This window comes from Stenotrophomonas sp. 2YAF26 (assembly GCF_052114625.1).
Taxonomy (GTDB): Bacteria; Pseudomonadota; Gammaproteobacteria; order Xanthomonadales; family Xanthomonadaceae; genus Stenotrophomonas; species Stenotrophomonas indicatrix.
In genome coordinates, this window is sequence record NZ_JBFRFC010000001.1 from 1 (window position 1) to 12,588 (window position 12,588).

Annotated in this window: 9 protein-coding genes; 6 read left to right on the forward strand and 3 right to left on the reverse strand. The window is 66.7% G+C overall.

Annotated features, from left to right (window positions below):
• Positions 1-150: 150 nt before the first annotated feature.
• The 6 genes from AB4Y98_RS00005 (at position 151) to AB4Y98_RS00030 (ending at position 10,106) form a co-directional block, all read left to right on the forward strand.
• Entirely contained in the window at positions 151-2,625 is a 2,475-nt protein-coding gene (locus tag AB4Y98_RS00005) for a GH92 family glycosyl hydrolase (RefSeq protein WP_442243472.1), read from the forward strand.
• Positions 2,626-2,721: 96 nt separating this feature from the next.
• The gene (locus AB4Y98_RS00010; RefSeq protein WP_025874798.1) at positions 2,722-3,771 is read left to right on the forward strand and encodes a LacI family DNA-binding transcriptional regulator; all 1,050 of its coding nucleotides are present in this window, start codon (positions 2,722-2,724) and stop codon (positions 3,769-3,771) included.
• A gap of 75 nt (positions 3,772-3,846) precedes the next feature.
• The gene (gene fucP / locus AB4Y98_RS00015; protein WP_263930344.1) at positions 3,847-5,160 is read left to right on the forward strand and encodes an L-fucose:H+ symporter permease; all 1,314 of its coding nucleotides are present in this window, start codon (positions 3,847-3,849) and stop codon (positions 5,158-5,160) included.
• Between the two features lie 7 nt (positions 5,161-5,167).
• On the forward strand, positions 5,168-6,163 hold the full coding sequence (locus AB4Y98_RS00020; protein WP_442243473.1) for a carbohydrate kinase family protein: 996 nt from the start codon (positions 5,168-5,170) through the stop codon (positions 6,161-6,163).
• Positions 6,160-7,386: an AGE family epimerase/isomerase gene (locus AB4Y98_RS00025; protein WP_099842387.1), complete on the forward strand. Its 1,227-nt coding sequence runs from the start codon at positions 6,160-6,162 to the stop codon at positions 7,384-7,386. The genes AB4Y98_RS00020 and AB4Y98_RS00025 overlap by 4 nt, the downstream gene beginning before the upstream one ends.
• Positions 7,387-7,487: 101 nt before the next feature.
• Positions 7,488-10,106 (forward strand): beta-mannosidase, encoded by a 2,619-nt coding sequence (locus AB4Y98_RS00030; protein WP_442243474.1) that lies wholly within the window; start codon positions 7,488-7,490, stop codon positions 10,104-10,106.
• A 93-nt stretch (positions 10,107-10,199) separates the two neighbouring features.
• Here AB4Y98_RS00030 and mtnC read toward each other — a convergent pair whose 3' ends face one another.
• The 3 genes from mtnC to AB4Y98_RS00045 form a co-directional block, all read right to left on the reverse strand.
• A complete protein-coding gene (mtnC, locus tag AB4Y98_RS00035; RefSeq protein WP_088100698.1) occupies positions 10,200-10,895 on the reverse strand; it encodes an acireductone synthase in 696 nt (231 codons plus the stop codon).
• A gap of 3 nt (positions 10,896-10,898) precedes the next feature.
• A complete protein-coding gene (locus AB4Y98_RS00040) occupies positions 10,899-11,456 on the reverse strand; it encodes a 1,2-dihydroxy-3-keto-5-methylthiopentene dioxygenase (RefSeq protein WP_025874787.1) in 558 nt (185 codons plus the stop codon).
• Positions 11,457-11,547: 91 nt separating this feature from the next.
• Positions 11,548-12,189: a methylthioribulose 1-phosphate dehydratase gene (locus AB4Y98_RS00045; RefSeq protein WP_312107291.1), complete on the reverse strand. Its 642-nt coding sequence runs from the start codon at positions 12,187-12,189 to the stop codon at positions 11,548-11,550.
• Positions 12,190-12,588 lie beyond the last annotated feature (399 nt).

Genomic DNA, 12,588 nt, shown 5'->3' on the forward strand with positions numbered 1-12,588 from the left:
GCTGCGCCGCAGAATGCATTGGGCGAAATTCCCATGCTCTACTTGAATCGATCTAAATCCGCCGGGGTGCGGATTTGTACCGATGGAAACGAGGGCTCGGCCTGTGCGGCCGGTTCTTCGCTGCCGCCCTGCCGCCAAGGAGTCCTGCCCGTGACCAGGTTGTCCCGCCGTCGTCCCGCCCGCCGCCTGTCGGCATTGTCCCATCGGCCCCTGGCCCGCATCGCCTGCCTGCTGGCACTGGCGGTGACGCCCTGGCTGCAGGCCGCACCGGCCGCGCTGGAGCGCGAGGTCAATACCTTCATCGGCAGCAAGGATGACGGCAATACCTTCCCCGGTGCCTCGGCACCGTTCGGCCTGATCCAGGTCAGCCCGATCGGCAGCCACTATTCGGGCTGGCGCTACGACGACGACAAGATCCGCGGCTTCGGCCACTCCTTCCTGTCCGGTGCCGGTTGCTGGGAGCAGGGTGGGCAGGTCTCGGTGCTGCCGGTGACCGGTTCGATCGGCCCGGGCGGCGACTTCGATACCGCCGATGCGAAAGCCTTCAATCACAAGACCTATGCGTCGGCCTACAGCCACGACGGTGAGATCGGCCAGGCCGGCTACTACAAGGTGCGCCTGACCAGCTACGGCGGCATCGACGCAGAAGCGACCGCGCGCACCCGCGCAGCTGCCGAGCGTTACACCTTCAGCCAGCGCCAGGGCGACGGCCACGTGCTGGTGAATGTCGGTCAGGCCAACGAGCGCCACTCGGTGATCGGCAGCGTGGTCGATGTGGTGGGTGACCGCGTGGTGGAAGGCAAGCTGGTCACCAAGAGCTTCTGCGGTGGACATCAGTACACCACCTGGTTCCGCATTGAGTTCAACCGCCCGTTCAAGGCGCATGGTACCTGGGGCGAGGGCGGCGGCCTGCCGGGCGCGCGCCACAGCATGGAAGGCGAGCAGAAGCCGAATGGCGCGTGGCTCAGCTTCGACCTGGCCAAGGGCCAGTCGGTCACGGCCGTCAGCGCGATTTCGCATGTGGATGCCGAAGGTGCGCGCACCAACCTGCGCGCCGAGGGCATGCAGGGCGGGGCGCTGCTGGGCTTCGAACGCATGCGCGCGCTGTCGCAGCAATCGTGGCGGGAGCAGTTGGCACGCGTGCGCGTGCAGGGCGGCAATGGCGATGACCGCACCGTGTTCTACAGCGCGCTGTACCACGCGCTGCTGCAGCCGCTCACCGGCAGCGATGCCGACGGCCGTTACCGCGGCTACGACGATGGCATTCATCGCGCCGATGGCTGGACCTACTACGAGTACTTCTCGCTGTGGGACACCTACCGTGCACAGAACCAGTGGCTGGCACTGACGCGCCCGGATGTGGCGCGCGACATCGGCCGCAGCCTGCTGGCGATCGATGAGCAGGGCGGCTGGCTGCCGCGCTGGGGCTATGCCAACTTCGAGACCAACATCATGACCGGCGATCCGGTCACCCCCTTCATGGTCGACCTGTGGCGCTTCGGTGCACTCAAGGGCCGCGAAGGGCAGGCATGGGATGCGTTGCGCCGCAATGCGTTCGGTACGCCGCCGCTGAACTCGCGTGCTGCCGGTCGCTCCGGCAACCCGACCTATCTGGACAAGGGCTACGTGGTCTACGACCGCGCATTCCCGTCCAAGGGCATGGACGTCGATCCGCATCACGGCGGTTCGGCCACCTTGGAATACGCGCTGGCCGACTGTGCGCTTTCGCAGATGGCCGATGGCCTCGGCCATGCGCAGGACGCGGCGACGCTGCGTGAGCGCGGCCGCAACTGGCGCAAGGTGTGGGACCCGCAGGTGCGCGACGCCGAGACCGGCTTCACCGGCTTCCCGCGCCCGCGCACCGAAGATGGCCAGTGGTACACACCGGCCGATGGCCATTACAGCCCACGCTCGCACCACGGTTTCCATGAAGGCACCGCGTGGCAGTACCAGTGGCTGGCGCAGCAGGACGTGCCGGGCCTGGTCGAAGCGATGGACGGCCGCGAACAGGCCGGCCGCCGCCTGGATGCCTTCTTCGCCATGGACGCTCTGCAGGCCGACCCCCTCAATGCCGCCCGCAAGGAGTGGGTGGTCGGGCCGTACAGCTATTACAACCAGTTCCGCTACAACCCGAACAACGAACCGGACCTGCACTCGCCGTGGCTGTACACGCTGATCGGCCAGCCGTGGAAGACCGCCGCCGTGGTGCGCGCCGCGCAGCAGCTGTTCACCAATGCGCCCAACGGCGTGACCGGCAACGATGACCTCGGCACGATGTCGGCCTGGTACCTGTTCAGTGCGATTGGCGTGTACCCGGCGGTGCCGGGCAGCGGCGAGTTCCTGCTGCATACGCCGCGCTTTGCCAAGGTCGAGGTCGAGTTGGGCAATGGCCGCACCCTGCGCATCGAGGCACCTGGCGCCGATGGCCGCCGCCTGCAGTACGTACAGGGTGTCCAGGTCGACGGCCAGGCACATGCCCCGGTATGGCTGGGCTGGAGCCAGCTGCAGCAGGGCCCGAAGCTGCGCTTCGCGCTTGACGGGCGGGCGCCGACCGAGGGCTGGGGCACGGCGGTCAAGGACCTGCCGGTGTCCTGGTGCGCGGCACCGGGCAGCCAGCTGCACTGAGCCGGGCTGTGCCGTTCGAGGCAACCCAGCGAACGGCACGGCACGACAGGGCCGCGATCCATTAGGCTTGAGCATCCATCGGAGTGCGGGAAGACGATGAACGACAACAGCGACAGTTCCAGCAAGCGTTCCGGCAAGGCGGTGACGGTGACCGACATCGCCCGTGCCATCGGCGTTTCGCGCGCGACCGTGTCGCTGGTGCTGCGTGGCAGTCCGCTGGTCAACGTCGATACCCGCGCCCGGGTCGAGGCTGAGCTGCGCCGCCAGCGTTACGTCTACAACCGCGCTGCAGCGAACCTGCGGCGGCGCACGTCTTCCAGCATCGCCCTGGTCATCAACGATCTGTCCAACCCGTTCTTCGCCGAATTCGCTTCGGGTGTGGACGAGGCACTGGGCGGGCGCGGCTACGTTACCCTGCTCGGCAGTACCGGCGAGTCGCCCGAGCGGCAGCAGGCGGTGCTGTCCACGCTGATGGAACACACGCCTGCGGGCCTGATCCTGTCGCCGGCCGAGGGCAGCGATGCCACGCTGCTGCGGCAGGTACTGGGCGCCAACGCCAACGTACTGCTGTTCAACCGCGAACTGGAAGGCGCCGACTGGGACTTCCTGACCCTGGACAACCAGCATGGCGCCTACCTGGCCACCCGCCACCTGATCGAGCGCGGCCATCGCCAGATCGCGTTCTTCGGTGGCCACGCGGCATCGAGTTCCTGCCACCAGCGTCGTGCCGGTTTCCAGCAGGCACTGGCCGAAGCCGGGCTGGCATTGCCGCCCGGCTGGATGATCGAATCTGCACCCAACCGCCTGGAAGCGGCCGCGCGTACCGATGAACTGTTCGTCGACGGCCATCGGCCAAGCGCAGCGGTCTGCTACAACGACACCGTCGCGCTGGGCCTGATGCTGGGCCTGAACTCGCGCGGCATCCGTCCCGGCGGTGACTTCGCGGTGACCGGCTTCGACGATATTTCCGAAGCGTCGGTTGCCGTGCCGCCGTTGACCACCCTGACGGCCGACCCGCGCGAACGCGGGCGGCAGGCGGCCTCGCTGCTGCTGCAGCGGCTGGAGGAGCCGGATGCGCCACCACGGCGCACGGTCGCCCCGGTACAGTTGCGCATCCGCGAAAGCAGCGCCGCACGTCCGAATTGAATTGATGCTTCGCTACTGAACTGATTGCACCCTTCCACGCACCAACGACCTTTCGCGCATCGAGGCGCGTACCGCATGCCGATCTCCGCAACGCCCCGCCCATCGGGTTCCCCGGGCAACCAGCCTGCCGTCACCAATGGCAAAGCGCTGGCCGTGGTCACCACCATCTTCTTCATGTGGGGCTTCCTGACCTGCCTCAACGACATCCTGATTCCGCATCTGAAGGCGGTGTTCGAGCTGAACTACGCCAAGGCAATGCTGGTGCAGTTCACCTTCTTCGGCACCTACTTCCTGATGTCGTTGCCGGCCGGGCGGCTTGTGGCAGCGCTGGGCTACAAGAAGGGCATCGTGGCCGGCCTGGTGATCGCCGGTATCGGTGCGTTGGGCTTCTGGCCGGCCGCTGAGCTGCGCGTCTATGGCGCCTTCCTCGGTGCACTGTTCGTGCTGGCCACCGGCATCACCGTGCTGCAGGTGGCGGCCAACCCGTATGTCGCGCTGCTTGGGCCGGAACAGACCAGTTCCAGCCGCCTGACCCTGGCGCAGGCGCTGAACTCGCTGGGTACGGCCATCGCGCCGATCTTCGGCGGCATGCTGATCCTGTCCAACACGGCCATGAGCGGTGAGCAGATCGCCGCGCTGCCGGCCGCCGAGCAGCTCGCCTACCGTACCGCCGAGGCACACGCGGTGCAGGGCCCCTATGTCGGCCTGGCCGTGGCGCTGGTGCTGCTGGCCCTGTTCGTGTTCCTGTTCCGCCTGCCGGCGTTGAACGACACCACCGAGCAGGCTGACCACGGGCATCAGCACAGCTATCTGGATGCGCTGCGCAAGCGCCACCTGCTGCTGGGCGTGCTCGGCATCTTCTTCTACGTCGGCGCCGAAGTATCGATCGGCAGCTTCCTGGTCAACTATCTGTCGATGCCCACCATCGGCGGCTTCAGCGAGCAGGAAGCCACCCACTATGTGTCGGCCTACTGGACGATGGCGATGATCGGTCGCTTCGCCGGTTCGGCGCTGCTGGCGCGCTTCTCGCCGAGCCGCCTGCTGGCGATCTTCGCGCTGGTCAACGTGGGCCTGCTGACGCTGACCATGATGACTTCCGGCAATGTCGCGCTGTACTCGGTGGTGGCGATCGGCCTGTTCAATTCGATCATGTTCCCGACCATCTTCGCGCTCAGCATCGAGCGCCTGGGCCCGCTGACCAGCAAGGGTTCGAGCCTGCTGATCATGGCCATCGTCGGTGGCGCCGTGGTGCCCTACCTGCAGGGCGTCCTGGCTGACCACATCGGCGTGCAGGCCAGCTTCATCCTGCCGCTGCTGTGCTACGGCTACATCATTTTCTACGGACTGGTCGGCGCCCGCGCGCCGGCTGCCGGCACGCAGGGAGGCTGAGTCGAAAATGGGTTCCATCGTCTGCTTCGGCGAAATTTTGATCGATCTACTAGCGCAGCCGCCGTCCTCGGCCGATACCCCGCGCGCGTTCCTGCAGTACGCCGGAGGTGCACCGGCCAACGTCGCGGTGGCCGCCGCGCGGCTGGGCGCGAAGACCCAGTTCGTCGGCATGCTCGGCCGCGACATGTTCGGCGACTTCCTGGCGGAGAGCCTGAGCGAACACGGCGTCGGCACCGACTACATCGTGCGTACCGACGCGGCCAAAACAGCACTGGCCTTCGTTGCACTGGACGCGGGCGGCGAACGCAGCTTCAGCTTCTACCGTCCGCCTGCCGCCGACCTGCTGTTCCGTGACAGCGATTTCCAGGCGGGCTGCTTCGATGGCGCGCAGTGCTTCCATGTCTGTTCCAACAGCCTGACCGAAGCGGACATCGCCGAAGCGACGTTCGCCGGCATGGACCGCGCGCGCGCGGCCGGTGCGGTGGTCAGCCTGGATCTCAACCTGCGTCCGGCGCTGTGGCCGGCCGATGTCGACCCGACACCGCGCCTGTGGCAGGCGCTGGAACGCGCCGACCTGGTCAAGCTGTCGCGCGAGGAACTGGATTATCTGGCCGCCCCGCTGGGGGATGACGGCGAGGCGCTGGTGCTGCGTCGCCTGCTGGCCGCGCAGGCACGCTGGGTGATCATCACCGACGGCGCCGCCACGCTGCATTGGTATACCCGTGAAACGCAGGGCAAGGTCAGCAGTTTCCGCGTCGCCACCGTGGACACCACCGCTGCCGGTGATGCCTTCGTCGGCGGCGTGCTGGTTGGCCTGCTGGAGCGGGGTGGGGCAGGTGCGGGCTTTGCCGCGTTCTGCCAGGACCCGCAGGCGATCACCGCCACGCTGCGCTTCGGCGCCGCTGTTGGCGCAATGGCCGTGACCCGCAAGGGCGCGTTCGCTGCGATGCCCTCGTTCGATGAAGTGCAGCAGCTGCTGCAGGTACAGGATCTCCCCGCATGAGCACCTCGCCCGATTTCCGTTCCCCCGCGTTCCTGCGCGCCCACATCGCCGATACGATGGCGTTCTACCATCCGCGCTGCATCGATCCGAAGGGTGGCTTCTTCCACTACTTCCGTGACGACGGCAGCATCTACGATGCCAGCCATCGTCATCTGGTGAGCAGCACCCGCTTCGTCTTCAACTACGCCATGGCTTACCGCGAGTTCGGCAATGCCGAGTATCGCGATGCAGTCGAGCACGGCGTGCGCTACCTGCGGGAGGTTCACCGCAACCCGGCCACCGGCGGCTACGCTTGGACCCTGCGCGATGGCGTGGTCGAGGACGACATGAACCACTGCTACGGCGTGGCCTTCGTGCTGCTCGCCTACAGCTGTGCGTTGAAGGCAGGCATCGAAGAAGCCCGCACGTGGATGGACGAAACCTGGCAGCTGCTGCAGGCGCGCTTCTGGGAAGCCGAGCATGGCCTGTACAGGGACGAGGCCGACGGCCAGTGGAACTTCACCGGCTACCGCGGCCAGAACGCCAACATGCACATGTGCGAGGCGATGCTGGCCGCGTTCGAGGCCAGTGGCGAGCAGCGCTATGTCGAGCGCGCGCTGCAGCTGGCCGACAACATGACCCGCCGCCAGGCGGCAAAGGCCGGCGGTCTGGTCTGGGAACACTACGACGTCAACTGGAACATCGACTGGGACTACAACCTGGACGATCCCAAGCACCTGTTCCGGCCGTGGGGCTTCCAGCCGGGGCACCAGACCGAGTGGGCCAAGCTGCTGCTGATCCTGGACCGACACGTGCAGGCCGACTGGCTGGTGCCGACCGCGCAGCATCTGTTCGATGTGGCCGTGGAGCGCAGCTGGGACGAGGTGCGCGGCGGCCTGTACTACGGCTTCGCCCCGGAGTCCCGCCGGCAGCCGGGCATGGACGGCGCGCCGATCGGCGGCGACAGTTTCGTCTGCGACGACGACAAGTATTTCTGGGTGCAGGCCGAGACCCTGGCCACCGCCGCGCTGATGGCCGCACGCACCGGCGATGACCGCTATTGGCAGTGGTACGACCGTATCTGGGCGTACTCGTGGGAGCACTTCGTCGACCATCGATACGGCGCATGGTTCCGCATCCTCGACGCCGACAACCGCAAGTACAGCGATGAGAAGAGCCCGGCCGGCAAGGTGGATTACCACACCATGGGTGCGTGCTACGAAGTGCTGAACGTCGTGCGTTGAGTTCTGCCGCGCTGCGCGCTCGCCGGACGTGGTCCGGCGCTACCGTGGCGTGTGGCATTGGTAGCGCCGGGTCATGCCCGGCGGAAAAACAGGAGTATCACGTGCATCGCATTTCCAACGCTGTCCGTCTGCTGCTGTTGTTGATCGCCCTTGGCGCCTTCCCCGCAGGCGCCGCACCGCTGCAGGCGCAATGGGAGTTCCGGCTGCTGCCCGGCGACGCGCAGGGCGCGGCCCATCCTGGCCTGCAGCAGTGGCGCGCGGCCACGGTGCCAGGCAGCGTGCACACCGATCTGCTGGCGCATGAGCTGATCCGCGATCCCTACGTCGGTGCGCCCGAAGCCGAGCTGCAGTGGATCGGTCTGGCCGACTGGGAGTACCGCGCCCGTTTCGATGTGGACGCTGCCAGCTTGGCAAAGGCCCATGCCGAGCTGCGCTTCGACGGCCTGGACACCTATGCCGAGGTGACGCTCAACGGCAAACCGCTGCTGCGCGCCGACAATGCCCACCGCACCTGGCGCGCCCGCGTCGAAGGTCGCCTGCGTGCGAAGGGCAATGAACTGCAGATCGTGTTCCGTTCGCCGATCCGCACGCTGCTGCCCGGCGTGCAGGCGATGCCGCACAGGATTGCCGGCAACTATCCTTCGCCCTACGGCGATGAACCCAAGGACGCAATGGTCGGCAACTTCGCGCGCAAGCCGGCATACCACTTCGGGTGGGACTGGGGCCCGCGCTACGTCACTGCCGGCGTCTGGCGGGGCGTGGACCTGCAGGCATGGGATGCGCATCGGTTGACCGAACTGGCCGTACGCACTGATGCGCTTGATGCAGAAAAGGCAAAGCTGGCCGTAGTGCTGCAGGTGGAGCAGGACGCGGTCGCCGGTCCGATTGCGGTGGACGTCGAGGTGCGGGATCCCGACGGCCGCAGCGTCGCACGGGTGCAGCGCACGGTCGAACTGAAGCCCGGCCGGAACAGCGTGGAGGTGCCGGTTGAACTGGCCAAGCCGCGGCGCTGGTGGCCGGTCGGCCATGGTGCGCAGGACCGCTACACCGTGCAGGCGCGCCTGGACGGCAGTGCCGATCCGGTGCTGGCACGCGAACAGCGCATCGGCCTGCGCACCGTCGAACTGCGCCGCGAGCAGGACGAGAAGGGAGGACAGGGCTTCGCCTTCGTCATCAACGGGGTGCCGATCTTCGCCAAGGGCGCGAACGTGATCCCCTTCGACGCCTTCCCCGCGCGCGTTGATGCTGCGCGCCTGCGCCAGGTACTGGTCGCCGCGCGCGATGCCAACATGAACATGCTGCGCAACTGGGGTGGCGGCTACTACGAAGACGACGCGTTCTTCGACATCGCCGACGAACTGGGCCTGCTGGTCTGGCAGGACTTCATGTTCGGCGGTGGCATGCAACCGGGTTACGACCCGGCATTCCGCGCCAGCGTGGTGGCCGAGGCGCGCGACAACGTGCGCCGGTTGCGCCACCATCCCAGCATCGTGCTGTGGTGTGGCAACAACGAGGAAGAAACGGCGTGGAAGGACTGGGGCCACGGCCGCGACCTGAAGGCAGCTGATCCGGCGTTCGCAGCGAAGGTCTGGCAGGGCTACGTCGACCTGTTCGGCAACGACCTGCGCCAGGTGGTGAGCGAGGATGGGTTGGGCGTGCCGTACTGGTCCAGTTCGCCCAGCAACGACCTGGACGAGAAGGCCAACGACTCCACCCGTGGCGACAAGCATTACTGGCAGGTGTGGGGCAATCCGGCATTGCCGGTGCAGGCGTATCTGCGCGAAACCCCGCGCTTCATGTCCGAGTACGGCCTGCAGGCCTGGCCTGCAGTGGCGACGGTGGACCAGATCGCCACCCGTGCCGAACAGCGCATCGACAGCCCGGTGATCCGCGCGCACCAGAAGTTCATGGCCGGCGAGGGCAATACACGCCTGCTGCATTACATCGAACTGGGCTACGGCACGCCGAAGGACTTCGAGGACTTCGTCTACCTGAGCCAGGTGATGCAGGCCGATGGCATCGCCCTGGCGGCGCTGCACCATCGCGCTTCGCGGCCTTACACGATGGGCTCGCTGTACTGGCAGCTCAACGATGTCTGGCCGGGAGCATCTTGGTCGAGCGTGGACTACTTCGGTCGCTGGAAGGCGCTGCACTATGCCGCGCGGCGCTTCTTCGCGCCGGTTACGGTGGCCGCACTGCGCGATGAAGGCAGTACGCGCGTGCGCCTGGTCAACGATGGTGCCGCGCTGGATGCACGTTGGCGCCTGCGGGTGATGGACGTGGAGGGCAAGGTGCTGCGCCGTCGCGAGCAGGCGGTGACCCTGGCCGCCGCCGGGGTGACGGATATCGGCACCTACGCGGATGCCGAGCTGCTGGCCGGCGCTGATCCGGCGCGGACGGTGGCGGTGTTCGAACTGCTGCAGGATGGCAAGGTGACGGCGCGGCAGGTGGTCGGCTTCGTCGAAGCCAAGGACCAGGTGCTGCCACGCCAGCAGCTGACATCAACCCTGGCGATCGATGGTGACCACTATCGCCTGCGGTTGCACAGCGCTGCGCTGGTGCGCGCAGCCTGGATCGATTTCGGCGCGCTCGACGTGCAGGTGGAAGACAACCTGCTGGACCTGCTGCCGGGCGAAACCCGCGACATCGCCGTGCGTGGCCCGGTGGATCTGGCTGCGCTGCGCGAGGCGTTGAAGGTGAAGACCCTCAACGATCGATGAGCAGCGCCGTCTCCCCGCCTTGGTAGGTGCCAACCTTGGTTGGCACAGCAGAAGCATGCCAACCAAGGTTGGCATCCACCAAGGCGGATGGCCTTACAGCTGGATCTGCTGGAAGTTCTCGACGCGATCATGGCCGTTGGCGGCGTCGCCGATGCGCGGCATCGGGTAGTCGTCCAGGCGATCGATCAGGCGTGTCTGCAGCCCGGCTTCGCGGGCGGCGTCCAGTTCCTCGACCACGTCGGACAGGAACAGGATCTCGCCAGCGGGGACGCCGATGGCCTGCACGATGTGGCGGTAGCTGTCAGCCTCGCGCTTGCCGCCCACTTCGGTATCGAACCAGCCCGACACCAGCGGACTCAGGTCACCGGCGTCGCTGAAGCCGAAGAACAGCTTCTGCGCCGACACCGAGCCGGAGGAGTACACATACAGCGGCAGGCCCGAGGCGTGCCAACCCTTCAACACCGGCGCTACCTCCGGGTAGAAGTGCGCGGTGTAGTCACCACGACGGTAGCCCGCGTCCCAGATCAGCCCCTGCAGGGCCTTCAGTGCGGTGTGCTTGCGGTCCTGGTCGATCCAGCCCTGCAGCGTCTCGGCCACCAGGCTGTCCTGGCAGGCGCCGCCGATCTCGGTGGCGACTGCATCCAGCCAGCGACGCACCTCCGGTTGCTGGCCATGGTCGGCGACGAAGCCGGGCAGCGCCTGGCGTGCGTACGGGAACAGCACGTTCTTGACGAACGAGATGCTGCTGGTGGTGCCTTCGATGTCGGTCAGGATGACGCGGGGCTGCATTGATCAGGACGCCTGGGTCGGAATGTAACGGGGGAATTTCTGCGCGATGTCGGTGCCGGTGAAGTGACCGACCCAGCCATCCGGCTCGGTGAAGAAGCGGATCGCCACGAAGCTGGGCTCATCGCCCATGTCGAACCAGTGGGTGGTGCCGTCGGGCACGGCAATCAGGTCGTCCTTCACGCACTCGATCTCGTAGACCTTGTCGCCCACGTGCAGGGTGAACAGGCCCGAGCCGGCGACGAAGAAGCGTACTTCGTCTTCCTTGTGGAAGTGTTCGTCGAGGAATTTCTTCCTCAGCTCGGCGCGGTTCGGGTTGTCGGGGGCGATCGAGGCCACGTCCACGCTCTTGAAGCCGCGTTCGGCAACCAGGCGGTCGATGTCGGCGCGGTAGGCGGCGAACACTTCGTCCTGGCTTGCGCCGGGGGCGACCGGCGCGGTGGCCTGCCAGCGTTCAAAGGTGACGCCGATCTTCTGCAGTTCGGCAGCGATGATCGCGCCGTCCTGGGTGTCCAGCAGCGGCGATTCGGGATGGGTATCGTCGTAGATGCGCAGTCGGCTCATGGCGGCAGCTTGAACGTCTCGGGGAAGGACAGGGTAGCAGGGTGGCATTGATGGCCTGATTCCAGAACGGCATCTGGCCGTGCCGGAAACTTCAGCGGCGCAGCTTGCGCAGCTCCAGCTCGCAGTGCAGCAGGAATTCGAACGCTTCCATGTGCCGCCGTGCCTCGGCCATGTCGCGGCCCCAGGCGTACAGGCCATGGCCGTCGATCAGGTAGCCCCAGAGGGTCTGCGTGTCGAGCAGGGCGTCGACCTGGGCCGACAGCACCTCCATGTCCTGGGTGTTGGCAAACACCGGGATGTCGATGGCCATCTCGTGGGTGCTGTTGCCCGCGAAGGCCTTCAGCAGTTCGTAGCCTTCCACCCGGATATGGCCCTGCGGTGCATACAGGCGCGAGGCGATGGTCTGCACCGGCGAATGGGTATGCAGCACGCAGCCGATCTCCGGGAAGCGGCGATACAGCTGGGTATGCAGCAGGGTTTCGGCAGACGGGCGCAGCGGGCGGCCGACGGCCTTGCCATCGAAGTCCACGACCATGATGTCGTCTTCGATCAGGCGGCCCTTGTCCTTGCCGGAGACGGTGATCGCGGCGTGGCGGTCATCCAGGCGGTGGGAGAAGTTGCTGCTGGTGGCCGGGGTCCAGCCGGCCTGGGCCAGTTCGCGGACGTTGTCGATCAGCAGCTGGGCCAGTTCGCTCAGGCGCGCGGTGTCGTAGGGGAAGGTGGGGGCGTTCATGGGGGCGATTTTACTGGATTCGGCCAACGGCTGAGTCCCTCGTGGCTGGGTGCCAGAAGCAGATTCCATGGATTGGCCGGTCGGGTGGGCTGTGCAGGGGACGCCGTGAACCCATCCCTGGGGGCTTGGCCGCGGCATCCATGCCGCGGACACCCCTGCAAAGTCCACCCGACCGGCCACGGACAGATTCCGTGCGGCCAGCCACGGATTGAAGAAAGAAAGGCAGAAGGGGGTCGCTTCGCTGCGCTCGCTCATGAAGCGGCGTGGACGTTTGGATCGAGGCAGATCTGCCGGCAAATGAACAGGCGATTGGCCTTCATTGGTGAAAGCGGTTCCGGTCGTGGACAAGCCTGATGCATCGCCGCCACGATCGAACCGGCACTGATGAAAGGGGGCTGC

Excerpts from the sequence above, each read along its gene's own strand:
- AB4Y98_RS00040 (WP_025874787.1), bottom strand. The coding sequence starts at position 11,456 with ATGAGCCGACTGCGCATCTACGACGATACCCATCCCGAATCGCCGCTG.
- fucP (WP_263930344.1), top strand. The coding sequence starts at position 3,847 with ATGCCGATCTCCGCAACGCCCCGCCCATCGGGTTCCCCGGGCAACCAG.
- AB4Y98_RS00020 (WP_442243473.1), top strand. The coding sequence starts at position 5,168 with ATGGGTTCCATCGTCTGCTTCGGCGAAATTTTGATCGATCTACTAGCG.
- AB4Y98_RS00010 (WP_025874798.1), top strand. The coding sequence starts at position 2,722 with ATGAACGACAACAGCGACAGTTCCAGCAAGCGTTCCGGCAAGGCGGTG.
- AB4Y98_RS00025 (WP_099842387.1), top strand. The coding sequence starts at position 6,160 with ATGAGCACCTCGCCCGATTTCCGTTCCCCCGCGTTCCTGCGCGCCCAC.
- mtnC (WP_088100698.1), bottom strand. The coding sequence starts at position 10,895 with ATGCAGCCCCGCGTCATCCTGACCGACATCGAAGGCACCACCAGCAGC.
- AB4Y98_RS00045 (WP_312107291.1), bottom strand. The coding sequence starts at position 12,189 with ATGAACGCCCCCACCTTCCCCTACGACACCGCGCGCCTGAGCGAACTG.